This window comes from Nodularia sp. UHCC 0506, from assembly GCF_034931045.1.
Taxonomy (GTDB): domain Bacteria; phylum Cyanobacteriota; class Cyanobacteriia; order Cyanobacteriales; family Nostocaceae; genus Nodularia.
This window is the reverse complement of the sequence record NZ_JAYGHH010000019.1, coordinates 28639-51985: the sequence shown is the minus strand read 5'-3', so window position 1 is coordinate 51985 and position 23347 is coordinate 28639. Positions and strand designations below refer to the sequence as shown.

26 protein-coding genes are annotated in these 23347 nt (G+C 40.4%); 16 read left to right on the top strand and 10 right to left on the bottom strand.

The features are described from left to right. Positions 1–9: 9 nt before the first annotated feature. The gene (locus VB654_RS13020) at positions 10–1608 is read left to right on the top strand and encodes a DUF4335 domain-containing protein (protein WP_323214193.1); all 1599 of its coding nucleotides are present in this window, start codon (positions 10–12) and stop codon (positions 1606–1608) included. A 97-nt stretch (positions 1609–1705) separates the two neighbouring features. Here the strand turns inward: VB654_RS13020 and VB654_RS13015 are convergent, their stop codons facing one another. The 4 genes from VB654_RS13015 to VB654_RS13000 form a co-directional block, all read right to left on the bottom strand. Beyond that, the gene (locus VB654_RS13015; protein WP_323214192.1) at positions 1706–2164 is read right to left on the bottom strand and encodes a ferredoxin; all 459 of its coding nucleotides are present in this window, start codon (positions 2162–2164) and stop codon (positions 1706–1708) included. After that, entirely contained in the window at positions 2164–2550 is a 387-nt protein-coding gene (locus VB654_RS13010) for a DUF1257 domain-containing protein (RefSeq protein WP_323214191.1), read from the bottom strand. The genes VB654_RS13015 and VB654_RS13010 overlap by 1 nt, the downstream gene beginning before the upstream one ends. 39 nt (positions 2551–2589) lie before the next feature. Then, complete coding sequence (locus VB654_RS13005) at positions 2590–2799, bottom strand: DUF2997 domain-containing protein (RefSeq protein ID WP_323214190.1); 210 nt, start codon at positions 2797–2799, stop codon at positions 2590–2592. Positions 2800–3307: 508 nt separating this feature from the next. After that, complete coding sequence (locus VB654_RS13000) at positions 3308–3772, bottom strand: hypothetical protein (protein ID WP_323214189.1); 465 nt, start codon at positions 3770–3772, stop codon at positions 3308–3310. A gap of 97 nt (positions 3773–3869) precedes the next feature. Here VB654_RS13000 and VB654_RS12995 point away from each other — a divergent pair, with 97 nt between their 5' ends. From VB654_RS12995 to VB654_RS12970, 6 genes are all read left to right on the top strand, one after another. Then, positions 3870–4115, top strand: coding sequence for a UPF0175 family protein (locus tag VB654_RS12995; protein WP_323214188.1), 246 nt, complete (start codon positions 3870–3872; stop codon positions 4113–4115). A 119-nt stretch (positions 4116–4234) separates the two neighbouring features. Next, positions 4235–4471, top strand: a complete 237-nt coding sequence (locus VB654_RS12990; protein ID WP_323214187.1) for a DUF4160 domain-containing protein — start codon at positions 4235–4237, stop codon at positions 4469–4471. Next, positions 4452–4721, top strand: coding sequence for a DUF2442 domain-containing protein (locus VB654_RS12985; RefSeq protein WP_323214186.1), 270 nt, complete (start codon positions 4452–4454; stop codon positions 4719–4721). The genes VB654_RS12990 and VB654_RS12985 overlap by 20 nt, the downstream gene beginning before the upstream one ends. Before the next feature lie 30 nt (positions 4722–4751). Next, positions 4752–4928 (top strand): hypothetical protein, encoded by a 177-nt coding sequence (locus VB654_RS12980; RefSeq protein ID WP_323214185.1) that lies wholly within the window; start codon positions 4752–4754, stop codon positions 4926–4928. Continuing rightward, positions 4918–5250 (top strand): type II toxin-antitoxin system PemK/MazF family toxin, encoded by a 333-nt coding sequence (locus tag VB654_RS12975; RefSeq protein WP_323214184.1) that lies wholly within the window; start codon positions 4918–4920, stop codon positions 5248–5250. The genes VB654_RS12980 and VB654_RS12975 overlap by 11 nt, the downstream gene beginning before the upstream one ends. Positions 5251–5351: 101 nt before the next feature. Then, on the top strand, positions 5352–6092 hold the full coding sequence (locus tag VB654_RS12970) for a hypothetical protein (RefSeq protein ID WP_323214183.1): 741 nt from the start codon (positions 5352–5354) through the stop codon (positions 6090–6092). A 57-nt stretch (positions 6093–6149) separates the two neighbouring features. On the opposite strand, the gene VB654_RS12965 is transcribed toward VB654_RS12970, so the two are convergent. Then, the gene (locus VB654_RS12965; RefSeq protein WP_323214182.1) at positions 6150–6902 is read right to left on the bottom strand and encodes a hypothetical protein; all 753 of its coding nucleotides are present in this window, start codon (positions 6900–6902) and stop codon (positions 6150–6152) included. 84 nt (positions 6903–6986) lie between these two features. Next, a complete protein-coding gene (locus VB654_RS12960) occupies positions 6987–7283 on the bottom strand; it encodes a hypothetical protein (RefSeq protein WP_323214181.1) in 297 nt (98 codons plus the stop codon). 494 nt (positions 7284–7777) lie between these two features. On the opposite strand from VB654_RS12960, the gene bioU reads away from it, so the two are divergent. Then, positions 7778–8782, top strand: a complete 1005-nt coding sequence (gene bioU, locus VB654_RS12955; protein ID WP_323214180.1) for a (S)-8-amino-7-oxononanoate synthase BioU — start codon at positions 7778–7780, stop codon at positions 8780–8782. 137 nt (positions 8783–8919) lie between these two features. On the opposite strand, the gene VB654_RS12950 is transcribed toward bioU, so the two are convergent. The 4 genes from VB654_RS12950 to VB654_RS12935 form a co-directional block, all read right to left on the bottom strand. Further along, complete coding sequence (locus VB654_RS12950; RefSeq protein WP_323214179.1) at positions 8920–9471, bottom strand: hypothetical protein; 552 nt, start codon at positions 9469–9471, stop codon at positions 8920–8922. 183 nt (positions 9472–9654) lie between these two features. After that, positions 9655–10875: a type II secretion system F family protein gene (locus VB654_RS12945; RefSeq protein ID WP_323214178.1), complete on the bottom strand. Its 1221-nt coding sequence runs from the start codon at positions 10873–10875 to the stop codon at positions 9655–9657. Between the two features lie 46 nt (positions 10876–10921). After that, positions 10922–12049: a type IV pilus twitching motility protein PilT gene (locus VB654_RS12940; protein WP_323214177.1), complete on the bottom strand. Its 1128-nt coding sequence runs from the start codon at positions 12047–12049 to the stop codon at positions 10922–10924. Positions 12050–12108: 59 nt separating this feature from the next. Beyond that, positions 12109–14124, bottom strand: coding sequence for a GspE/PulE family protein (locus VB654_RS12935; protein ID WP_323214176.1), 2016 nt, complete (start codon positions 14122–14124; stop codon positions 12109–12111). A 357-nt stretch (positions 14125–14481) separates the two neighbouring features. Here VB654_RS12935 and grpE point away from each other — a divergent pair, with 357 nt between their 5' ends. The 8 genes from grpE to VB654_RS12895 all read left to right on the top strand — a co-directional run bounded on the left by grpE (position 14482) and on the right by VB654_RS12895 (position 23340). Then, entirely contained in the window at positions 14482–15228 is a 747-nt protein-coding gene (gene grpE, locus VB654_RS12930) for a nucleotide exchange factor GrpE (RefSeq protein WP_323214175.1), read from the top strand. A 290-nt stretch (positions 15229–15518) separates the two neighbouring features. Continuing rightward, positions 15519–17483 (top strand): molecular chaperone DnaK, encoded by a 1965-nt coding sequence (gene dnaK / locus VB654_RS12925; RefSeq protein ID WP_323214174.1) that lies wholly within the window; start codon positions 15519–15521, stop codon positions 17481–17483. Between the two features lie 654 nt (positions 17484–18137). Further along, a complete protein-coding gene (dnaJ, locus tag VB654_RS12920; RefSeq protein ID WP_323214173.1) occupies positions 18138–19277 on the top strand; it encodes a molecular chaperone DnaJ in 1140 nt (379 codons plus the stop codon). Next, positions 19277–19534, top strand: a complete 258-nt coding sequence (locus tag VB654_RS12915; protein ID WP_323214172.1) for a sulfurtransferase TusA family protein — start codon at positions 19277–19279, stop codon at positions 19532–19534. Before dnaJ ends, VB654_RS12915 begins: the two co-directional genes overlap by 1 nt. Further along, positions 19531–20622, top strand: coding sequence for a small ribosomal subunit biogenesis GTPase RsgA (rsgA, locus tag VB654_RS12910; protein ID WP_323214171.1), 1092 nt, complete (start codon positions 19531–19533; stop codon positions 20620–20622). The genes VB654_RS12915 and rsgA overlap by 4 nt, the downstream gene beginning before the upstream one ends. Positions 20623–20872: 250 nt before the next feature. After that, entirely contained in the window at positions 20873–22465 is a 1593-nt protein-coding gene (locus tag VB654_RS12905) for a glycoside hydrolase family 57 protein (protein WP_323214170.1), read from the top strand. Between the two features lie 156 nt (positions 22466–22621). Beyond that, complete coding sequence (locus VB654_RS12900; RefSeq protein ID WP_323214169.1) at positions 22622–23008, top strand: hypothetical protein; 387 nt, start codon at positions 22622–22624, stop codon at positions 23006–23008. Further along, positions 23008–23340 (top strand): hypothetical protein, encoded by a 333-nt coding sequence (locus VB654_RS12895; protein WP_006198637.1) that lies wholly within the window; start codon positions 23008–23010, stop codon positions 23338–23340. Before VB654_RS12900 ends, VB654_RS12895 begins: the two co-directional genes overlap by 1 nt. Positions 23341–23347 lie beyond the last annotated feature (7 nt).

The window sequence follows — 23347 nt, the reverse complement described above, 5'->3', positions numbered from 1 at the left end:
GTTCCTGCCATGCCACCATTAAATTCTGTCATTCGACGCTACACACCCCCGACTTGTACCTTGGAAATATTGGCGCAAAGTTCACCTTTATCCCATTGGATGGGAAAAACGGTGATCAAACAGCTAACCTTTGAACTATTTTTTGATGACCCGCAATTACCAGAAGAACACAAAATCCTCATTCGGGGCGATCGCGATCAACTAGAAATGTTGTGTGATACTGTCACCAGCTACGTGCAAGAGTTTCTCCAGCAACCCCCTGATAACTTTTGGCTCAGTCTTTGTGAACCCCAAGATTCTAGTAAAGTATCTGATAATTCGGAGTTCACAGATTTTCAGCCATCTTTACAACCAACTATTAAAAACCTCAAATCTTTTACTTCCCAAACATCAGAGAACAAAATCTATTTAGAAACAGGTAGCTATTTAACTCACAATCTGTTTCTTGGCCCTCTCGCCAATGAAATATCTGGTTCTGTAATTCAACTTAGTCTGCTGCAACTATTTGATTTAGCCACTGCTTTAGACGAATACTCTGCTGATGTCATGGCGTTACCAAATCTCAATCAAAATCATAAAGTTCTACGATTACCCGCTTGGGCGCCTATTGCCGCAGTCATGGTTTTAGGTATAGGTTTATTACCAGTAACCTTGCAATTTGCCAGCAATAACAGGCAGAATCAGCAACAAACAGCAAAAATATCAGAAGATGCAGAAACGGCGCAAACTGCACTGGAACCCTCAGAATCTCTGAATCTTCCCACATCATCACCGGGATTTACACCCCCGGATAATTTGAAATCTTTACCAATTGCAGGCGCAGATTCTCAATTTCCGGCTGCTAGTTTTCCTCAACAGCCCCCGACGGCATCTAATTCTGGTATCTTTAACAATTCCCCTTCATCCTTACCATCTCAAGAAGATCCACTGTCTATATTTGAGACTAAAATTCCCAACATAGAAAGCAATCCCAGAACTGCAACCTCTACAACAATTCCCGAACAGCCAGACCGCACAGCCTCAACCACCCAGAATGAAAGTGCGCTACCCCAAAAGCGAGCTTTACCAACTAGTTTATCTGCTAACAGAGACACATTACCCCGTAGCTCATCAGTTCCCTTATCTGTGTCTACCAATCCCAACGGTAATGTGAGCCAGACTTCTTCCCCATCTGAATCAAGAATTAACATACAACAGATAGAAGAAAGAATGAATTCTGCTGTCAATGTTGCGGCTGAGACAGAGAATAATCCTTTAGTTGGGAGATTAAATAATGAACCCGTAACTTCACAATCTGAAGAGATTACCGCTCGCGGGACTTTGTTTGATACACCCCAAGTAGCAGAAGCTAGAGAAATTTTCACAAAGCGCTGGCAACCACCGATTGGATTCACGCAAACATTAGAATATAGTTTGATGGTGGGTGTTGATGGTAAAATTGAAAGAATTTATCCCCTGAATCAAGCTGCGAGAACATTCGTTGAGAATGTGGGAATGCCTGAAATTGGTCAACCCTTTGTTTCTGCCAATAAATATGGGCAAAATGTCAGAATTCGAGTTGTTCTTGGACCTGATGGTAGGGTGCAAACATTTCCTGAAAATGAATAGTTAACATTCTTAACTGCTAACCATGATGTATCAGGTAGGGATTTCCATCTCCACCTGATACAAGGTCATCTGTTAAAATTCTTTGAATTACGAATTATTAATGGGATTTTTGGTTTTTTAACTTTTGCTTTTTACGTCGCTTTTCAGCAGTATATACAGCCTTTTCCACTGGATAGCCAGCAACAGGGATAACCTGATATTTGCGCTCTTCTTCTAAATTTTTCAGTTCAGTGTAATCAACCCAGTGGATGCAATCGACTGGACAAGTATCAATTGCTTCCTGGATGATGTCTTCCCCGTCACCATCTTGGCGAAACACACGCGATCGCCCATAATCTGGTTCAATGTAGAAGGTGTTACGCGCCACATGAGCGCAGTGTAAGCAGCCAATACAGGTAATCTCGTCAACGTAAACACCCTTTTGACGCTCAATACCACCCAATTCTGGCTCTAAACCAGACCTTTCTTGGTCATCCCGTAAGAAACCGCCTAACTCTGGTTCCAAACCGGAACGGTTTTCTTCTGGTTCTGAGGGTGACGGTAGAAAATCAGCCATTACGCACTCCAGCGTTGTACGACTAAGCGAATGGAACCATCTTGATTTTTTTGTTGTTCAGCAACCTGAAAGCCTGCGCGAGCAGTTTCTTTCACAACGGATTGATAAGCATAACGTTGAGTTACTTGGCGTAAAAACCCATCGACAGACAAGCCTTGTTGCCAATATTGCAAGTCAGCCACCAATTCATATTCTTTGCCATTCCATCTAAAACCGATATCATAGCCATTTTCCTGCTCAATCGTGATTTCCACAGGATGAGTTTGACCGCGATAGCCACGGACTTCGCGAGGGCCGGGTTTCCAATCTATGCCCAATTCAGAGAGAGCATCTTTCAAAGAATCAAGGTTACGAATTTGAGTCTTAATTTGGCTAAAGTGTGACATGGCAGTTGTGAATAAATGAGATTAAACTTTTAAAAAAATTTACCAATTGCTGTATGTGGCTTGCGTAGTGGCTACAGCAGATTGTTGCACCTGTGCGGCGAAGAATTCTGAGGTTGGCTCATGACTAAGTACTTGTCCTAGCTGTGCTTCTATTGCTGCTGTAACCTCAGCGCAAGAATTGCCCACAATGCCAGTGACTGTTTCTTGTACTCTACCGTCAGGATAAATGATGAACTCTAACGTCTCCATACTTTTGGCCAACCTTGATAGTACGTTTGAACTTTACTGCCTGAGCATCCGGCTAAAAATATAGCCATCGAAACATTGTTACTTAGATACAAACTTGCCATTTGTAAACAAATGTTCCATCTTTCAAAATATATATCTCAGAATCTTTACAAATTTTATTAATATTATAAGCACATACATCAGTTATTAGTTAGTTTCTCTTAACCTAATAAATTAGTCAAGCTCACAATTACTTCGCCAAAATTAGTGGCAAAAGCCCTCAAAGCAAGCATTAGCAGTAGTATAGCCAGTTCTGTGCTTCATAAAAATATATAATTTATTGAAAATTTTTATCATTACCATTGAAAGTATACTATTGTTCCTATGGGTAGATTCAATGAGGGTTGTTTCACCCAGGTGGATTATTTCATATATGCGCTACGAGATGCGATCGCCCCACTGATTTCTTTATAAACTTGATTTTTAGCCAAAGCAATAAAAAAATTAGTTTCAATATAAAGTGTAATCACTAAAATTTATCCCCAGTAGTCTTTGTATCAGCTAGGTTATCTACAAAACCTATTTGTGTTAATTCTTGTAATTTAGGGGGATTATCTGTTTTCCAATTGTCAGCTAAATCTCTTAACCAACTCTCCACTAATGTTTCTAGATAATATTCAAAAATTCTCTTAGTTGCAAATTCAGAATCATATTCGGCCATCACTTCATGAGTCGGGAAAGTGTAGACAGTTGCTATATTTTCACCATCCCACTCAAAAATATTAATGTATTCAGGAGTAGCGGTCATCCCATAAGGAACTATGAGATGATTATGTTCTTTCTCAAAATTGAGAATTTCTTCTACTTTTCCTTTAATATCTTCCTCAATATCTCTGGATCTAATTTTCGATACTAAAAGCTTTTGTCCCTTTTTATCCCAAGCTGTAATATCAGATACTTCTGTTGTTGGGCTACTTAGTTTTTCAACGTCCATTTTCTAGTCCTCGTGACATTGACTATTGCAACACCTTTATTGTAAAGGATGAGCGAATAAATCAGTTACAATAATAGGGATAAAGAGGATTGTAACTATGAGCGTCGTTATTCCTAATGAAATATTAACCACAACTCGCATGAATGAAGAGGAAATGAAGCGAGAAATTGCGGTGATGCTCTTTCAGAAAGAAAAGTTAACTCTTGCACAAGCAAGTCGCTTTGCTGGTATGAATCGGATAGCATTTCAGCATTTACTCGCAAGTCGTGAAATCCCAGTGCATTATGGGGTTGAAGATTTTGAACAAGACATCAAGAATTTGCAAGCGATGGGTAGACTGTGATGATTATTAGCGAGACTTTATTTATCACTAACCTCGCAGCAATTAATCAAATTAATTTATTAAAAATATTTACGCAAATGAAAATAAAATAAATAACAGTTATAGTTATATTTATAAATATGCCAACAATTTTAAGAATTGGTGCTTACCGCTTCTATTTTTACAGTCATGAACCTAATGAACCACCACATATCCATATTGATAGGGATGACTCAACGGCTAAATTTTGGCTAAAGCCGATTAGTTTGGCAAGTAGTATTGGCTTTAGTGCAAAAGAACTGCGAAAATTAGAAGAGTTAGTACAAGAAAATCAAACAAAACTTTTGGAGGCTTGGGATGGGTATTTTGGCAGTTAGGGCGGATGAAAGAGTTAAGAATATTACTTTTACTGAAGAAACTATCAGTGTTGATTTAATGGATGGACGCACAATTACAGTACCGTTGGTGTGGTATCCCAAGCTGCTTAATGCTACTCCTGAACAGCGATTAAAATGGGAAACCTGCGGGGGTGGTTACGGTATTCATTGGGAAGAAATTGACGAAGACCTCAGCACTGAAGGTATGTTACGTGGCGCACCTGCACCAAGGGCTAAAATGGTCGGTTAACATTAATAATTAGAAGTACAAAGAATTATTATGGATGCTTTAATTGAAGAACTAAATGCAAAGTTAAGTTACTGGGAACCAGCTATAGCAGATCAAGTTCGCCATTGTATTCTAGAAATAATGGAAATGGCAGACCAGGATGTTTTAGACATTCTCAGAACTCGTACAGTAGAGCAGGAAGTATTGGATTTGTTGGATGAACCCTAAACTTGGTGAAATTTGGCTTGCTGATTTGGGTATAGCTGCAAAAACACGCCCAGTCGTCATTGTATCCCGTGATGACCCAGACCCACCACGAGCTTTGGTGATTTATGTACCATTAACTACCCAAAATCGGGGAAGTCTTTATGAGATTGCATTACCTCGACTACAATTCCTTGAGCGAAATTCTACAGCTAATGTTCAAGGTATTGGATCTATTCCCACGGTAAGGCTAGAGCGTAAATTAGGCCAGTTACCAGATAAAGTTATGCTGGAAATTCAGCAAGCGATTAAATTCGCACTTCATTTACAAGATGATTGTGAATAATCGCACTCTAATTTACGTGAAAAATGCGATCACAGATCGAGTCTATATGGTTTATCATATGTAATAATATACATTCATTGTCAACACTAATTTCTGAAATTATGGATAGTATTTTGATTGAACATACAAATCACGACATATATTTTAGTCTTGCTAACGATAATTTAGTAAATGCTCAAACCCTTAATAGAGAAATACTCAAATCTGGTCGAGTTGCTCGAATGGGAGAGGGAGATCATCGGTATATTCTAAGTGATGGTAATCCTGAAACATCATCTTGGTTGAATTTGAAACTTTTGCAGTTAAAGAAGCTTGTCATACCATCTATAATTTTTTCAGCTTTAACTGCTGAAGCTTTTATTAATTACTATGCTATTTCTAAAGGTATGTCTATGAAAAAAATAAAAATGTTTACAGCGAAACATTATGAAAGCGAGCTAATGTCTACTGATGAAATAAAGCAACAATATCAACTACCTTATGATCAAAGAACAACTATTAAGAAATGGATTGAAGTCACCAAAGGAGGAGTTTTGATAAGTGATACAGTAGTAAGATGGATAGAAATTCCTTTCCAATATACAGGAAACTATATTTCTTCTGGTTTAGATGGAAATCTAATTTATCAACTAAATGAAATTTTTCAATTACGAAATAAATTAGTTCATCATAAAGCAAAAGTTGTCAAACTCGACTTAAATGAGTTTGATTTAAGCAGCGCAGAAGATAATAATTATGTCAGACTAATAGAAGCGCAAACAGCTATTAATACAGTAATGAAAGCAGTCAAATCTCTTCAACAAATTGATAATAATCTTGACTTAACTTGGTTATCCCAATAAAATACCTTTTTGATATATTAGTTAATACTTAAAAATTTTTGACATCTGAACTAGCAACTATTTTGAACCACCATATCCTTTACCTTCTGCTCTTTTTTCGTCCATGATAGCTTCAAAAATGGATGAATCATCAAATCTACAGATTGGAGGAAACTTGTTAACAGGTTTAATAATTTTTCTATCTTTATTTATTATCTTTATAGCTTGTTCATTCTGTTTTGCTTGAGCAACACTACTCCAGAAAATTTTACGTAACTCTTGTATACTTTTTTCTTCAATGTACGATCCATTATTTTTACTTCTTTTTTTTGTTTTTTGTTTTAAAGTATTATCTGGATTTAAAGTATTATCTACATTCAAGTCTGATGAGTTTATCTTTGCTATACTTTTTTGTTCAATATATTCTCCATTAATTTTAGTTATTATTCCTTTTTTTCGCTTTTTGATATTACTTGATTTGAATTGTGATGGTCTTGTCTTTGTTTTTATCTTTGATGAAGAGATAACCGAGTTTTGTAATTTTTGATTATTATTTTTTTCTGAAAGTTTCTGTATTCTAAGTTTTTCTATTTCTTTCTTTTCATTGTCCAATCTTGATTTTATTGCGGGGTTTTCCAAAAGCTTGTAAACTTCATCAAAAAGATCACCCCAAATTGATCTAATATCCTCTTGTTTCCCACCAATGCAACTATTGATTACTCGTATACGGTTAAAATTTTTATCTATTATTTGTCCGGTTCGTTTAAATTCATTACAAAAGTTTATGTAACAATTGATAACTTGATCTGCTTTACTTTCTGATAGTACCATTGCATAAAAACCTTAAATATTGATTGAGAGTAATGCTTTTGTTAATCACAACTCCATCTCATAATTCATAAAAATAAAGCATCATTAACCTTTATATTCGTCAGCCCACACAGTAAAAGCATTATCATAAGTTTTAGCCAGGTCAGCATCAATGCTTTCATTATCCGTACCTGTCGCATAACCCATACTAATTACACCAGCAAAGCCAAGCAAACGCTGACGTGCTTCCTCAGCATCGGATTTAGGACTAACTGACAAGCTATACTGACGATTTAGGGAAGTAGCAACTAATTCTGCGACTGAAAGTCCAACCGCAATAGCTTGTTGATGCAAAGCTGTATAAACTTCATCGCTCAGTTCCAGGGTCAATAGTTGGCTCACGATTTTTAAGCTACCTTAAATAACGTTATAACAATTATAGCTTTTATCTTGCAAAACTACTCTTTCGCCTACTTCCATAGAATGCTTTGAGCCTGTATTGCACTATCGCCAAAATCCAAATTTGGTCTTCTTCCAGAAAACGATTTAAAAGAGAATAGGGAAATTTTAGCAAAATTTACTGACGAACATAATCGCGAACTTTTGCACCAATTTCTGAGTAGTACATCAGACAATTTACAGAGTTTTTTATAGTCCAAACATCTTAAAGGTTTGATAAAAAATCAGGTTTTCAAACCTGAGCAACCTATTCATATTTAGTATTTTCTGTCAAGTCGTAAGTTCCATAACAATTCTAATCTAAACATCACCATCTTTGTAGTCAAGTTCAAATCAGCAAAATATTCTGGTAAAAAAATTATTAGTCAGCTAACGAACCAAGGATAATGGAGCATAATTAACCTTTATAGCTGTTAACACAACACCACAAATTAAATATGAATACACAACCAACAAACCAACCTATCCGCGTCGGAGTCCTGGGTTTCGGTGGACTGGGACAAGCAGCCGCTAAACTCCTCTCCAGCAAACGGGAAATGATCTTAGTCGCAGCCGCAGACCAAAAAGGCTACGCTTACTCTACTGAAGGTTTAAATACTCAAGAATGCATTAAAACCTACCAAAGTCAAGGTTCTGTCGGTTATTTAGAACCAGTTGGCAGATTAAGCAATAACAGCATTCAAGATTTAATCGCTACCACTCAGCCTGTAGATGGGTATTTCCTCGCCTTACCCAACCTCCCCAATGACTTTATCCCCTCCGTCGCCCAAGAATTTATCAAATCGGGTTGGCGGGGTGTGCTAGTGGATGCGATTAAACGCACCAGTGCAGTAGAACAACTTTTGGCGATGAAAGACGAACTGCAAGCCGCCGGAATTACCTATATGTCTGGATGTGGTGCGACACCTGGACTATTAACAGCCGCCGCCGCTTTAGCCGCCCAAAGCTACGCCGAAATTCACAAGGTAGAAATTACCTTTGGTGTGGGTATTGCTAATTGGGAAGCCTACCGCGCCACTGTTCGGGAGGACATAGGACATATGCCCGGTTATAGTGTGGAAACTGCGAGGGCAATGACTGATGCAGAAGTTGAAGCCCTACTAAATAAAACCAATGGCGTGCTGACTTTAGAGAATATGGAACACGCTGATGATGTGATGTTAGAATTTGCCGGCATTTGTTCGCGCGATCGCGTTACAGTTGGTGGAGTCGTGGATACTCGCAATGCCAAAAAACCCCTCAGCACCAACGTTAAAGTCACAGGACGCACCTTTGAAGGTAAAATCTCCACCCATACATTCACATTAGGAGATGAAACCAGCATGGCAGCCAATGTTTGCGGCCCCGCCTTTGGCTATCTCAAAGCTGGTAGACAATTACACCAACGCGGTATTTATGGCATCTTCACTGCTGCGGAAATTATGCCCCAATTTGTGAAATAAGGCACTATTCAAACCCAAAACAAACCCGATATTTTCGTTACTTTATAGATCCCCGACTTCTCTAAGAAGTCGGGGATCTGGGTATTACGTTTTTTAAATTTGAGCTATTTATGAGTTTTGACTTCCGCGTAGCGGCATTAGCCTCTAGCCTCTAGCCCCTGCTCAATTTCCTCTTCTATTAAAAGAGAGGGTGTTTGCGTAATAAATGGCAATTCTGCCCCTACAAGACCCCTCTGAATGCGTTCTGAGGTTTCGCTAAAAACCACAAATAGCGGATATACGGTATTTGTTCCATCGCTTAAAATATGCCTGTGACGCAGAGGCATTAACCATTCATAGTCTTTATCCAGCAACACTTGAGTTTTTCGCCAACGCCCCAATAAATCAGAAAAATCCTCATGGGGACGATGAATAAACAGTAATATTTCCACTCCCGTTTTAATTTTCCATTCTGGGTCACACATAATAATTGCTATGTCACAAGGTAAGCAGGTTGTGTGTGCATCTGTTGTGGTAGTGCTACGAAAGCGAACAATCGGCAAAGGAATAGTAATAATACTGTCATCTGGACGACGCAGACTGGGAATCATTTCTAAGTACGGTCGGTGTTGCTTGAGTAAAGCGATCGCAGCTAAATTATTACTATACTCTGCCAAACTGGCTTCATAGTGAGATTTTTTGACAGGCATAATTAATTGATTAATTCGTAATTCGTAATTCGTAATTAGGACTTGCGGAATAAAGCCACGCTACGCGAACAGCAAACCCTAATTAAGATAATTATTTTGGGCTTTTCAGCAAAATCCCAAATTATGGAGAGTTAGGAATAAACAGTTTTGACTCCTAACTCTTCTATCATCAATTCTAACTACTTAACCCAAGGTTTCAAACACTTTAAACATCGGCAAGTACATCGCCAGCAAAATTGTCCCCACCATACCCCCCAACACCACAATCATTAATGGTTCCAAAACACTGGTAAGTGCTTTTACAGTTTGTTCTACTTCATCTTCATAGAAATCAGCAACTTTCATCAACATTCCATCTAATTCGCCAGTTTCTTCACCAATGCTAATCATCTGAATTGCCATAGCCGGAAACACTTGATCTTGTTGCAAAGCCAAGCTAATCATTCCTCCTTGTTGAATATCTACACGAGCTGCATCAATAGCATTAGCAACCACTTGGTTTCCTGATGTATCTCGGACAATTTCCAAACAAGTCAGAATTGGCACACCTGAACGAGTCAAAGCCCCAAAAGTCCGGCTAAAACGCGCAACAGATGATTTTTGGATTAAGTCACCAAACAAGGGCATTTTCAAAGAAAGACGGTCAATTGTTATCCGACCAACAGGTGTTCTGTAATATTGCTTATAAGCAATACTAAATCCAATTAAAACCCCAACAACAACTAAAGCCCGCCAGCTTCTCAATATTTCACTACAGGTCATTAAAAATTGAGTCAGAGCTGGTAATTCTGTCCCCAAATCTGTGAAAATATTTGCAAAAATGGGAATCAAAAAAACAGTCATCCCCACAAAAATAGCAGTTGCTAAAAAACCCACAACCACTGGATAAGACAATGCCGATTTGATTTGGTTTTGTAATCGAGCCACATCCTCTAATAACTTAGCCAAACGATTCAAAACTTCATCCAAAACACCACCAACTTCACCAGCTTGAACCATACTGACATATAAACCATCAAAGCAGGCAGGATGTTTACGCATAGAATCCGAAAGATTCATCCCACTTTGCACATCATTACTAATGTCAATAAGTGCTAGTTTTAATTTAGGATTGCTACATTGTTCAGATAACACCCCTAAACTTCTGACAATAGCTACACCTGCATTTACCAAAGCAGCAAATTGACGAGAAAAGACTGCTTTATCTTTAACACTCACCTTAGTCATTGCCAATTGAATTTTATTAAAATCAAAGCTAGCAAGACTCTGAGACTGCTTTAAATCTTGGACAACAAAACCCTGTTCTCTAAGATTAGAGCGGGCTTGTGACAAAGATTCAGCCACAATTTTCTCCTTTCGAGATTTTCCTTGCCCATCCCGAATACTGGCGACATAAGTTGGCATAGATTAAAAAATCCAAAATTTGATCATTGAAAGTGTTTAATTTTATTTAACGCACTTTTGCAGCATTATTAGCACCAGGTTTTGTATTTGCTGGTGGTGCAGAAGTACCGATGAGACGTTGAACTTCATCTGGTTTAGAGGTTTTAGACATTGCTGCTTCAAAAGAAATAGTTCCAGCTTTGTATAAATCAGCTAAAACTTTTTCTAAAGTTTGCATTCCCAATTTACCGCCAGTTTGGATAGTCGAGTAAATTTGCGCTGTTTTACCTTCACGAATCAAGTTAGAAATAGCAGGAGTAACAACAAGGATTTCTTGAGCCATGACTCGTCCAAATTCACCAGGCTTAGGGTTTTTCTTAGTCACCAAAGTTTGACTAAATATGGCTACTAAAGAGTTGGATAGCTGTACCCTCACTTGAGTTTGCTTTTCGTGGGGAAACACATCAATAATCCGGTCAACAGTTTGTGCAGCTGAACTCGTGTGCAAAGTTCCAAATACCAAGTGTCCTGTTTCTGCTGCCGAAATAGCCAAAGAAATAGTTTCTAAATCGCGCATTTCTCCCACCAGAATAATATCTGGATCTTCCCGTAAAGCGGCTCTCAAAGCATTAGAAAAACTCTTGGTATCTTCATTTAGTTGTCTTTGATGTACTAAGCTTTTAATCGGTTCATAAACAAATTCAATCGGATCTTCCACCGTGAGAATATGCTCTGCTTTAGTACGGTTAATTAAATCAATCATTGCCGCTAGGGTGGTTGTCTTCCCCGAACCTGTAGGGCCTGTCACCAGAATTAATCCTCTGGGCTTATCTGACATTTCCCGCACAATGTCTGGTAAACCTAATTTTTCAAAGTTAGGAATTTTGGAACTGAGCGCTCGTAAACAAGCAGCATAAGCACCACGTTCTTTATAGACATTCACCCGAAAACGAGCTAAACCTTTCACACCATAGGAGCAATCTAACTCCCAAGTTTGTTCTAAGGTTTTACGCTGGGTATTATTGAGCATACTAAAAATCAGCCTTTGGCACTGGTCTGCACTCAATATTTCGTCACCGATAGGAGTTAGTTTGCCACTGATCCGAAAGTAAGGAGGCAAACCTGCGGATAAATGCATATCCGAGCCACCCATTTCAATCATCTGTTCCATCAAGTCTTCAATCATCATTTCCATAGTTCTTTGTCCTCAATTTTTAATCCAAAATCTAAAATCTAAAATCCAAAATTGTCTGACTAATCTTGAAAACGAGGTGTCATACAGTATGGACAATCTAGCCATTCCGGTTGTAACTGAGCATGACAAGTCCGACAGGTTAGACCACTCTTACGTTTAGCCTTTAACTCTGCTTCCAATCCTGTATCAGTAAAGGTGACTCGTTCTACTTCTTCGAGGGTGCTGACACCTTGACGAACTAAATCTAGACTGTAAGCGAGCAAGGTTTTCATGCCCTCTTCAACGGCTACTTCTTTAATGCGCTCTGTTGGTGCTTCTTCGTTAATTAGGGTTTGCAGGTTTTCGGTGACTCGCATCACTTCATAAACACCACAACGTCCTTTGTAGCCTAAGCCATTACACTTGGGACAAATGGCCTGATTTTTGGCTTTTGCTGCCGTAATCTCTTCTAATGTTAAAGTGTTCGCTTTGTAAAAAGTTATACCTACATCTTGGGAAGCTGTGAGGCCATAGCGAGCTAGTTCCTCTGTTGTGGGAGTATAGGGAATACGACATTCCGAACAGATCCGCCGCACTAAACGTTGAGCCAAAACACCAATTAGGGAACTAGAAACCATAAAAGGCTCAATACCCATTTCTCCCAGACGAGCGATCGCACCTGGAGCATCATTAGTGTGTAAAGTAGTTAAGACTAAGTGACCAGTTAAGGCAGCTTCAATGGCGGTTTTTGCTGTTTCTTTATCTCTTGTTTCACCCACTAGCAATACATCCGGGTCTTGCCGCAAAAATGCCCGCAAAGCAGTTGCAAAATCTAGCCCTTTTTCCCGAATTACTTGTACTTGAGTAATCCCTGGCAAGCTGTACTCAATCGGGTCTTCTACTGTACTAATGTTGATGCCCGGTGAGTTTTTTTCTGCTAATGCCGAATACAACGATGTAGTTTTACCAGAACCAGTCGGTCCAGTTACCAAAATCAACCCAAAAGGACGACTGACCATCTCTTGGACAATTTGTAAAGTTTCGGGGTCAGTAATTAATTTATTTAATCCCAACTGAGTTGAAGAATTATCCAAAATCCGTAGGACTATTTTTTCCCCATAGCGGCTCGGTAAGGTACTCACACGGAAGTCTACCTTACGTCCCTCAAACATTCGTCGGATGCGTCCATCTTGGGGTAAACGTCGCTCGGCAATGTCTAAACTGGAGATGATTTTAAATCGAGCTGTCACCGCAGGCACAATTTTTTTCGGTAGGGGATCGAAAACTTCACTTAAGACCCCATCCTTACGAAACCGAATGCGTAAGTTTTCTTCCTGCGGTTCGATATGAATATCAGAAACCCCTTCGTGTAAAGCCTTAGCCAAGATTCTGTTTACAAGGTTAATTACTGGAGCATCTTCCGCCCCCTTCATTGCTTCCCCTAAATCCGCCTCCATATCTTCTGGGGCTTCGTTTAGGTCGAGATTACTCAGATTTTCTAAATCTTGATTAATATCTGTAAATTTTTCTTTATCCAGAAGCTTTTGCCGTACAGCTAAGTCATCCAGATATTTGTTAATTAGCTGTTGGTAATCTTCTTGAGTAATTACCATGCGCTGTAATACTAAACCCTGGGGGCGCAAGATGCGGTTGAGGTCGTCGCAAGCTTCTAAATTATCCGGATCGACCATTGCAACCAATACACAAGGTGGGTTTTGGTCTTCATTTTTGGATAATGGTACCAAGTGATGGCGACGACAGATATCCGTTGGGATCAGGGATTCAATCAGATTGCCCACATTGGTGTTGCCAATTTCGTTGACTTCCGGATCAAGGAACTCAACACCGTACAGTATTTTAAGCTCAAAGAGCTGTTGTTTTTTATATTGTCTGAGAAACTCAGGCGATAGCTGTTGTCCGGTGATCGATTCCAAGACTTCTGTCAAAGGTCTGCGAGACTTGCGGCTTTCAATTAGCGCCAGCCTCATCTGTTCGGTATTCACATAGCCAGACTGTACTAGCTTGTTGCCGAAGGGAGAAAACTCTGTTCTTGTAGTTAGAGCGGTACTGCGCCGTTGTGGTGACGAGTAAGTCATAGGTGAGCCATGATGAGTAAGGAAAACCTCTAATAACAGTATTCCCTACTAGAGGGAGATAATTTTCATTGACACTGAGTAAATTTAGTTTAAAGTTTTTACTAGAGCTTTTTTTTGTGGGACAAACAAGGGGAAAGGCCAATAATATCAAGCACTACTCTTCCAGAAGGCTGATTTGTGATGTTAATTTACTCGTTCGGGATACCGTCCCCAGAGTGTATACGCTAACGTGTTCACTATTTGTCACAATAAAGGGACGGTGGCATCACTTCTCAGGAAAATGTCGGCAAAATAATTAGCCTCAGTTGTAAGCTGTGGTGACTTCATGCCATAAAAACAATCTGGGACGAGTAGACAATGATGGACGAAAATAAACAAGTAAACAATACAAGCCAGCAATTGGGTGAACCAACAGAGGTAAAGCAATCAATGACGAGTGACTCCCCAGCCCAAACCAACTCCAACGAATCTGGCAGCGAGGTTACAGAACCAGTGACCATTCTAAATCATGTATCGGAAGATGCAACATTAACACCAGAAGATGGTGTCGCTGTCACAGATAAAACTGAAGTAGATACGGCTGCTTTGGCAGAATTGACTCAACAAATTGAGTCTCTCAAAACGCAACTAGAAGAACGTAGTACTCAATATATGAGGATTGCGGCTGATTTTGAGAATTACCGCAAACGCACTAGCAAAGAAAAAGAAGAGCTGGATTTGCAAGTAAAGCGGAACACTATTTTGGAATTGCTACCCATAGTCGATAACTTTGAACGGGCGCGAGCGCACCTCAAGCCACAAAGTGACGGTGAGATGACAATTCACAAAAGTTATCAAGGGGTTTATAAACAACTAGTGGATTGCCTGAAACGTATAGGTGTATCACCAATGCGTCCCGAAGGTGCAGAATTTGATCCCAATCTCCATGAAGCCGTTATGCGCGAACCTACGGATGAACATCCTGAAGGAACAGTGTTAGAAGAGTTAGTACGCGGATATTATTTGGGCGATCGCGTGCTGCGCCATTCAATGGTCAAGGTAGCTGCTCCCAAGGAGGATACACCACCTGCACCCGAAGATCAGTCGAGTTCCACTGAAAGTTAAAGTAGAGTAACTCGTCTCCTGAAAAGTGCCTAAGTTCTCTTGAGAATCGGCACCGTATATCTTTAGAAAAGGTAGGGCTGTTGCTAGTTTGCCGGACTTCCGCAGCCCGCCTTTTAATAGTAGCTTGCATCTAGGGCGCGATTTGATGACAAAAAGCCCACCCTTTATAACTGTCTGTGTATCAACTATTTGTAAGAGCTGTTCCACAGATGTTACCGTAAGCATTAGCCCATAAAAATAACAATCCGCAAAATATCAGGGTAGAAGCATTCAGTAAAAATACTATACGTATGGGAAAATTTATTGGAATCGACTTAGGAACTACTAACAGCTGCGTCGCAGTATTGGAAGGTGGTCAACCCATCGTAATTTCCAACACTGAAGGGGGACGTACTACACCTAGTATTGTAGGATTTGGCAAAGGTGGCTCTCGCTTATTTGGTCAGATGGCAAAGCGCCAAGCCGTAACTAATGCCGAAAATACAATCTATAGTATCAAGCGATTTATCGGTCGTCGCTGGGAAGATACTCAAACAGAACGTAGTCGAGTACCTTATACCTGTGTCAAAGGTCGAGACGATACTGTTGATGTGCAAATTCGCGGACATAACTATACACCCCAAGAAATCTCGGCAATGGTTCTGCAAAAACTTAAGCAGGATGCAGAAAGTTTCTTAGGTGAAGAAGTAACTCAGGCAGTAATTACCGTACCAGCATATTTCACAGATGCCCAAAGACAAGCAACTAAAGATGCGGGTACTATTGCTGGACTTGAAGTTCTCCGGATCATCAACGAGCCAACTGCTGCGGCTTTAGCCTTTGGGTTAGAAAAGCAAGACCAGGAGCAATTGATTTTAGTATTTGACTTAGGTGGGGGTACATTTGATGTCTCTATCCTCCTACTTGGGGATGGAGTGTTTGAAGTGAAGGCAACTTGTGGAAACAACCACTTGGGTGGAGATGACTTTGATAACTCTATCGTCAACTGGATGATTGAACGTTTCCAACAACAAGAGAAAATTGACCTTTCCCTGGATAAAATGGCTCTGCAACGTCTGCGAGAAGCAGCAGAAAAGGCGAAAATTGAACTTTCTCACATGGCGAGTACCTCCATTAACTTGCCATTTATTACCGCCGATCAGACTGGGCCTAAACACCTAGAAATGGATCTCAATCGCGCTCAATTTGAAGAGATGGCAGGGCCTTTAATTGAAGCTACCATTGAGCCGATGATTCAAGCTCTCAAAGACGCAGACCTACAAACACAAGATATAGATCGAATTATTTTGGTAGGTGGTTCCACTCGCATTCCCGCAGTGCAGAATGCCCTCGTCAAATTTTTTAATGGTAAATCGCCCGACCGTTCTATCAACCCTGATGAGGCAGTTGCACTTGGTGCAGCAATTCAAGCTGGGATACTGAGTGGCGAGGTCGATAATCTTTTGTTATTGGATGTCACACCCCTATCCCTGGGAATTGAAACTTTGGGAGAAGTGTTTACCAAAATTATTGATCGTAACACGACAATTCCCACCAGTAAATTCCAAGTTTTTTCCACTGCTGTTGATGGACAAACTTCTGTGGAAATTCACATCCTCCAAGGGGAAAGGGCGATGGCAAGGGATAACAAAACTCTGGGTAAATTTCTGCTGGCAGGAATTCCCCCATCTCCCCGTGGTGTTCCACAAATAGAAGTATCCTTTGAAATTGATGTTAATGGCATCCTTAAGGTTGCCGCCCAAGATAAAGGCACTGGTCGAGAACAGAGTATTCGGATTACTAATACAGGCGGTTTAAAAGCCCATGAAGTAGAACGAATGCAGCAAGAAGCCTTAGTATTTGCTGAAGAAGATACAAAACGTAAAGCGCTGGTTGATCTCAAAAACCAAGCAGATAATTTGTTGTTTAGTTATGAATCTAGTCTCAAAGAAAATAGTGACTTTATTGGTGAGCAAATAAAAGTTTTAGCCAATGAAAAAGTGATTCAGCTTCGAGAAATTATGGCTAATCCCAGCATTTCGGTTACAGAATTTAAACGCTGCTTAGATGACTTTCAACAGACTTTATTTGCTATTGGTGCTGATGTATACAACAGAGCTAATACCCAAGAAAATATCACTGAGGTTGAAGAAGTTTCAGATAATTTGTTGGCATCAGAATTAGAGGAACCACCCAATCATACACCAGTACCACAATTGAACTTTGATTTTAATGACGAAAATACATTACAAGCTGATTATGAAGCAATAGATTAGTCATTGGTCATTGGAAAGTTACCGTCTTCTCCCCCTTGCACCCTACCCCTGCCTCTGCCCTCTAAGAGAACTCCACAAAAAAGTTGATCCAAATTTCTGCAACTAAAATGACCTTTCCTCCCCCTGCTCCCCGCTCCCTGCCCCCCTGCTCTCAAAACGACGGGATATTTTTTTATTTGGAAGTCTCTAATTAATATGGGAGGTTTTCCGCACCTGGTTGTGCGGCTAACACCTATGATTTGTCACCAGGGTTTTTCCTCGTTAGGTAGCACAATTGTAAGCAAGATAGTTTATGTGCCTAAGTTTGGCAGCTTTTTTTCTCTCCCATGAGGAAAGCAACTCTATATTTTAAACTTGCTGTGATTTTTGCGAAAGGTGAAAGGTAAACGGTAAAATCAATATATTATTAATAAAAATTTACTTTTGCTTTCTGCCTAGCTGTCCGGCAAGCCGCCTTCCCAATAACACTGCTTTATCCAAAGAATTCACCTGAGCGAGTTTTCGCCCTTGAGCGAATCACAGGAGTAAATCTGATCATCCTGACTGGCATACTGTGATAGCAGCTCCTCCAGGATATGACTTACCGTAGGATAGCAAGTGTTTGTGGCGTTTATTGCCTTCTGCTTTCTTCCTCTTAACTTTTACCTTTGCTATATGGCCCGCGACTATTATGAAATTCTGGGTGTCTCTCGTGACGCCGACAAAGAAGACATCAAACAAGCCTACCGCCGTTTAGCCCGGAAGTATCACCCAGATGTGAACAAAGAACCGGGAGCGGAAGATAGATTTAAGGAAATTAACCGCGCCTATGAGGTGCTTTCTGAGCCAGATGTTCGAGAACGTTATAACCGTTTTGGTGAAGCTGGTGTTTCAGGTGCTGCTGCGGCTGGCGCAGGTTTCCAAGACATGGGGGATATGGGCGGCTTTGCCGATATCTTTGAAAGTATTTTCAGTGGCTTCGCTGGTGGTGGTATGGGTGGCCCGACCACGCAACGACGGCGCAGTGGGCCAGTGCGGGGCGATGACTTAAGGCTAGACCTGAAGTTAGACTTTCGTGAGGCGGTATTTGGTGGCGAAAAGGAAATTCGTATTTCCCATTTAGAGGTTTGTGATACCTGTGGTGGTTCTGGTGCCAAAGCAGGGACTCGCCCTCGGACTTGTTCTACTTGTGGTGGTTCTGGTCAAGTCCGTCGTGTGACTAGAACACCTTTTGGTAGTTTCACTCAAGTCTCAACTTGTCCTACCTGTAACGGTACAGGAATGGTGATTGAAGACAAGTGTGATGCTTGTGATGGTAAGGGTACAAATCAAGTCCCGAAGAAACTCAAGATTACTATTCCGGCTGGGGTGGATAATGGTACGCGTTTACGTATCTCTCAAGAAGGAGATGCTGGTCAACGTGGTGGACCTCCTGGTGATTTGTATGTCTATTTATTCGTTAATGAAGATGAGGAATTCCAACGAGATGGCATTAATGTTCTCTCAGAAATTAAAGTTAGCTATTTGCAAGCAATTTTAGGTTGCCGTTTGGAAGTAGAAACGGTAGATGGGCCAGTGGAATTGATTATTCCGGCGGGAACTCAGCCGAATACAGTGATGAAGCTGGAAAACCGGGGTGTACCTCGCTTGGGAAATCCTGTTAGTCGAGGAGATCATCTGTTGACGATCTTAATTGATATTCCTACTAAGGTGATTCCAGAGGAAAGAGAATTGCTGGAGAAGCTGGCTAAAATTAAGGGAGACCGTACTGGTAAGGGTGGTCTAGAAGGATTTTTGGGAAACCTGTTTAAATAATGAATTCCCCTCATCTTTCCACTCCCGATGCTCAAATTGATTTGCGCGGCACTCCTTGCCCGATTAATTTTGTCCGCACAAAATTATGTTTGGAAAAAATGCTGCCGGGAGGTTTGTTAGAAGTCTGGTTAGACTCTGGAGAACCTATTGAGCAAGTTCCCGATAGCTTAACAATGGCAGGTTATCAGGTGGAGCAAATTACAGATTGCATGGGCTATTTTTCTTTGTTGGTACGCCGTCCCGCTACTGCCCAATGACAACAGTGGAAACTATGTCTACTAATGGACAGTTACTCGGTACGGTGCTAGCCGTGCAAGCTAATTTTTATCGCGTGCAGCTGGATGTAGAAGACAAGGAAGATTTTTCGCCACTCCCTCATCCCCCAATCCTCCTCTGTACTCGCAGAACCCGGTTGAAAAAAATCGGGCAGCAAGTGATGGTGGGCGATCGCGTCATTGTTTCAGAGCCAGATTGGTCTGGTGGTAGGGGAGCAGTTTCAGACGTTTTATCTCGTGAAAGCCTATTAGACCGTCCCGCGATCGCTAATGTTGACCAAATTCTTTTGGCATTTGCGGTGACAGATCCACCTTTGGAACCTTATCAATTAAGTCGATTTCTGGTAAAGGCTGAATCTACTGACGTAGATGATGTGCTGTTATGCTTAAATAAAAGTGATTTAGTCTCGCTACAGGTACAACAAGAAATTAGCGATCGCCTGTTGGGTTGGGGCTATAAACCACTATTTATTAGTGTTCAAAATAGCATCAATATTGATGTATTACTTAAGTATATAAATAATAAAATTACTGTCATTGCTGGGCCTTCCGGTGTGGGGAAATCTAGCCTGATCAATCTGCTGATACCCAATGTTAACCTGCGAGTGGGGGAAGTCTCTGGCAAACTAGCACGTGGTCGTCATACAACGCGCCATACAGAATTATTTGAATTGCCTGGAGGTGGTTTACTGGCAGATACTCCCGGTTTTAATCAACCTGATTTGGATTGTAGTCCCGAAGAATTAATCTATTATTTCCCAGAAGCCAGAGAACGATTAGCAGTGGCTAACTGTCGATTTAGTGACTGTCTGCATCGAGATGAGCCTGATTGTGTGGTGCGGGGTGACTGGGAAAGGTATGAGCATTATTTGGAATTTTTAGATCAAGCGATCGCCCGTCAAACTCAGCTTCATCAACAAGCCGATCCCGAATCAACGATGAAAATTAAAAGCAAAGGCAAGGGTAAGCAGCAGTATGAACCGAAGTTAGAGAGTAAAAAATATCGTCGTGTCTCCCGGAAAACACAGTTGCAAGAATTAGAGCAATTGTATAACGAACCCGAAGATTAAAGTGTTGAGTGCTGAGTGAGGAGTTGGTAGGGGCGGGTTTAAGTAGTCAATCTGTGGTTCGTCGCCATCATTAGTAAACCCACCTGTACATGAGTGTTAATTGGTCAACAATCTGGAAAAAATCTAGTTAAATATCTTAACAATACAGCCCACTAGAAAACTACAGTCACGCACCCCATAAAGTCTTAAAATATTGTTAATTTCGCCAAACCCTCGTTCTTAAACTTACAAGTACTACCCTAAAATCACTATGGCTATCGGCTACGTCGCGCTTGTACTTCATGCACATCTGCCCTTTGTTCGTCACCCAGAAAGTGACTATGTGTTAGAAGAAGAATGGCTTTATGAAGCCATCACCGAAACATACATTCCATTATTAAAAGTATTTGAGGGGTTAAAGCGAGACGGTATCGACTTCAAAATCACCATGAGTATGACACCGCCGCTAGTGTCGATGCTCCGTGACCCTCTATTGCAAGAACGCTATGACGCGCACCTAGCCCAACTAGAAGAACTTACAGAACTGGAAATTGAGCGTAATGTCAAGAATGGGCATCTTCGTTATTTAGCAGAACATTACGCTAATGAGTTTAACGAAGCACGTCAGATATGGGAATACTACAAAGGTGATTTGATCACAGGTTTTAAGAAGTTTCAAGATAGTAATAACTTAGAAATTATCACTTGTGGTGCTACTCACGGCTATCTACCACTAATGAAAATGTATCCACAAGCTGTGTGGGCGCAAATTCAGGTAGCTTGTGAACACTATGAGCAAACCTTTGGTCAAGCCCCCAGAGGTATTTGGTTGCCGGAATGCGCTTACTATGAAGGTGTGGAGCGAATGCTGGCGGATGCTGGTTTACGTTATTTCCTCACTGATGGACATGGGATCTTGTATGCCCGTCCTCGCCCCCGCTTTGGTACTTATGCGCCGATTTTCACAGAACCTGGTGTTGCGGCTTTTGGTCGAGATCATGAATCTTCCCAACAGGTATGGTCTTCTGAAGTGGGCTATCCTGGCGCAGCAGAATATCGGGAATTTTACAAAGATTTGGGCTGGGAAGCAGAATATGAATACATTAAGCCCTACATCATGCCCAATGGTCAGCGAAAAAATACTGGCATTAAGTATCACAAAATTACTGGTCGTGGTTTAGGGCTTTCCGATAAAGCACTCTATGATCCTTATTGGGCAAGGGAAAAAGCAGCAGAACACGCCGCTAACTTTATGTATAACCGGGAACGCCAAGTTGAGCATCTGAACGGTATTATGGGTCGTCCGCCCATTATTGTGTCACCCTATGATGCCGAGTTATTTGGTCACTGGTGGTATGAAGGCCCTTGGTTTATTGATTACCTGTTCCGGAAATCATGGCATGACCAAGGCACATATCAAATGGCTCATTTGGCTGATTATTTGCGGACAGAACCGACTCAGCAAGTTTGTCGGCCTTCGCAGTCGAGTTGGGGCTATAAGGGTTTCCATGAGTATTGGTTAAATGAAACAAATGCTTGGATTTATCCGCATTTACACAAAGCAACCGAACGCATGATTGAAATATCGCACATAGAAGCTGAAGATGATTTGCAGGAAAAAGCACTGAATCAAGCGGCGCGGGAACTTTTACTAGCACAATCTTCTGACTGGGCTTTTATTATGCGGACAGGAACAATGGTTCCCTATGCTGTGAGAAGAACGCGATCGCACCTAATGCGGTTTAATAAGCTCTACGAAGATGTTAAAATCGGCAAAGTCGATAGTGGTTGGTTAGAAAAAGTGGAATTAATGGATAACATTTTCCCTGAAATCAACTATCGGGTTTACCGTCCTTTGTCGTAATTTTTTTGAAAATCTGGGTATCAATCAACTTCATACCCATATCCCTGGCTTCTTTGAGAAGTTGGGGATTCATGCTTTGAGTTTTTTATGTTTAATTATTTATTCTCTACGTTAAATTTAAAGTAAGTCGGGGATTTAATCCCAGGAGCAAATGCTATGGATATATTGATTGAATCTACAAAAGATTTTGAACAAGATTTAGAGCAATTTAGTAATACAGAAAAATTTAAGATTATTAAAAAACTAAATCGATATGTTGAGTTACTTTCAACAGATACAAATTTATTTTATAAAAATAGCACACAATTAAGAAATATTAGACTTAATGAAAATTATGATTCTTCCATATATTCTCTGAGAATTAATGACAAAATTAGAATAATTCTGACGATTGATGATGATCCAATTTTTGATCGGACTGTAATAACTTTATTTAGAGCCGTCAAGCCTGAAGATGCACCAAAAGCATATAATTCAGTGGCGGAAACTCTTTACCAAGATTTTACTGTAGAAAATCAAGAAATTGAGGTTCATTCTAGCTAATGGCACAAATAAAGCCTCTTTTAGATGAATATGGTGTCATCCATGAAGCAATTAAGATTTTGCCAGAGGAGTTAAAAGTTGATTTTCTCCAAGCTTTAGCTGAACTAGAAGATAATGAGTGTCATCGAACTAGAAGTTTTCCTAAAACCAGGCTCCATAAAGTTACAGGTATTAAACAAGCAATATACAGAGCCGATATAGATAAAATATCAGGTTGGCGCATCCATATTCAATATATTGAAGGAAAAATACATTTAAAAGACATTATTGAAGGTCAACAACATGATGATGTAATTAAAGTTATTAAGTCAAAGCGGGATAGATATGAGTGATAATTCG

Excerpts from the sequence above, each read along its gene's own strand:
- VB654_RS13020 (WP_323214193.1), top strand. The coding sequence starts at position 10 with ATGCCACCATTAAATTCTGTCATTCGACGCTACACACCCCCGACTTGT.
- VB654_RS13015 (WP_323214192.1), bottom strand. The coding sequence starts at position 2,164 with ATGGCTGATTTTCTACCGTCACCCTCAGAACCAGAAGAAAACCGTTCC.
- VB654_RS13010 (WP_323214191.1), bottom strand. The coding sequence starts at position 2,550 with ATGTCACACTTTAGCCAAATTAAGACTCAAATTCGTAACCTTGATTCT.
- VB654_RS13005 (WP_323214190.1), bottom strand. The coding sequence starts at position 2,799 with ATGGAGACGTTAGAGTTCATCATTTATCCTGACGGTAGAGTACAAGAA.
- VB654_RS13000 (WP_323214189.1), bottom strand. The coding sequence starts at position 3,772 with ATGGACGTTGAAAAACTAAGTAGCCCAACAACAGAAGTATCTGATATT.
- VB654_RS12995 (WP_323214188.1), top strand. The coding sequence starts at position 3,870 with ATGAGCGTCGTTATTCCTAATGAAATATTAACCACAACTCGCATGAAT.
- VB654_RS12990 (WP_323214187.1), top strand. The coding sequence starts at position 4,235 with ATGCCAACAATTTTAAGAATTGGTGCTTACCGCTTCTATTTTTACAGT.
- VB654_RS12985 (WP_323214186.1), top strand. The coding sequence starts at position 4,452 with ATGGGTATTTTGGCAGTTAGGGCGGATGAAAGAGTTAAGAATATTACT.
- VB654_RS12980 (WP_323214185.1), top strand. The coding sequence starts at position 4,752 with ATGGATGCTTTAATTGAAGAACTAAATGCAAAGTTAAGTTACTGGGAA.
- VB654_RS12975 (WP_323214184.1), top strand. The coding sequence starts at position 4,918 with ATGAACCCTAAACTTGGTGAAATTTGGCTTGCTGATTTGGGTATAGCT.
- VB654_RS12970 (WP_323214183.1), top strand. The coding sequence starts at position 5,352 with ATGGATAGTATTTTGATTGAACATACAAATCACGACATATATTTTAGT.
- VB654_RS12965 (WP_323214182.1), bottom strand. The coding sequence starts at position 6,902 with ATGGTACTATCAGAAAGTAAAGCAGATCAAGTTATCAATTGTTACATA.
- bioU (WP_323214180.1), top strand. The coding sequence starts at position 7,778 with ATGAATACACAACCAACAAACCAACCTATCCGCGTCGGAGTCCTGGGT.
- VB654_RS12950 (WP_323214179.1), bottom strand. The coding sequence starts at position 9,471 with ATGCCTGTCAAAAAATCTCACTATGAAGCCAGTTTGGCAGAGTATAGT.
- VB654_RS12945 (WP_323214178.1), bottom strand. The coding sequence starts at position 10,875 with ATGCCAACTTATGTCGCCAGTATTCGGGATGGGCAAGGAAAATCTCGA.
- VB654_RS12940 (WP_323214177.1), bottom strand. The coding sequence starts at position 12,049 with ATGGAAATGATGATTGAAGACTTGATGGAACAGATGATTGAAATGGGT.
- VB654_RS12935 (WP_323214176.1), bottom strand. The coding sequence starts at position 14,124 with ATGACTTACTCGTCACCACAACGGCGCAGTACCGCTCTAACTACAAGA.
- grpE (WP_323214175.1), top strand. The coding sequence starts at position 14,482 with ATGATGGACGAAAATAAACAAGTAAACAATACAAGCCAGCAATTGGGT.
- dnaK (WP_323214174.1), top strand. The coding sequence starts at position 15,519 with ATGGGAAAATTTATTGGAATCGACTTAGGAACTACTAACAGCTGCGTC.
- dnaJ (WP_323214173.1), top strand. The coding sequence starts at position 18,138 with ATGGCCCGCGACTATTATGAAATTCTGGGTGTCTCTCGTGACGCCGAC.
- VB654_RS12915 (WP_323214172.1), top strand. The coding sequence starts at position 19,277 with ATGAATTCCCCTCATCTTTCCACTCCCGATGCTCAAATTGATTTGCGC.
- rsgA (WP_323214171.1), top strand. The coding sequence starts at position 19,531 with ATGACAACAGTGGAAACTATGTCTACTAATGGACAGTTACTCGGTACG.
- VB654_RS12905 (WP_323214170.1), top strand. The coding sequence starts at position 20,873 with ATGGCTATCGGCTACGTCGCGCTTGTACTTCATGCACATCTGCCCTTT.
- VB654_RS12900 (WP_323214169.1), top strand. The coding sequence starts at position 22,622 with ATGGATATATTGATTGAATCTACAAAAGATTTTGAACAAGATTTAGAG.
- VB654_RS12895 (WP_006198637.1), top strand. The coding sequence starts at position 23,008 with ATGGCACAAATAAAGCCTCTTTTAGATGAATATGGTGTCATCCATGAA.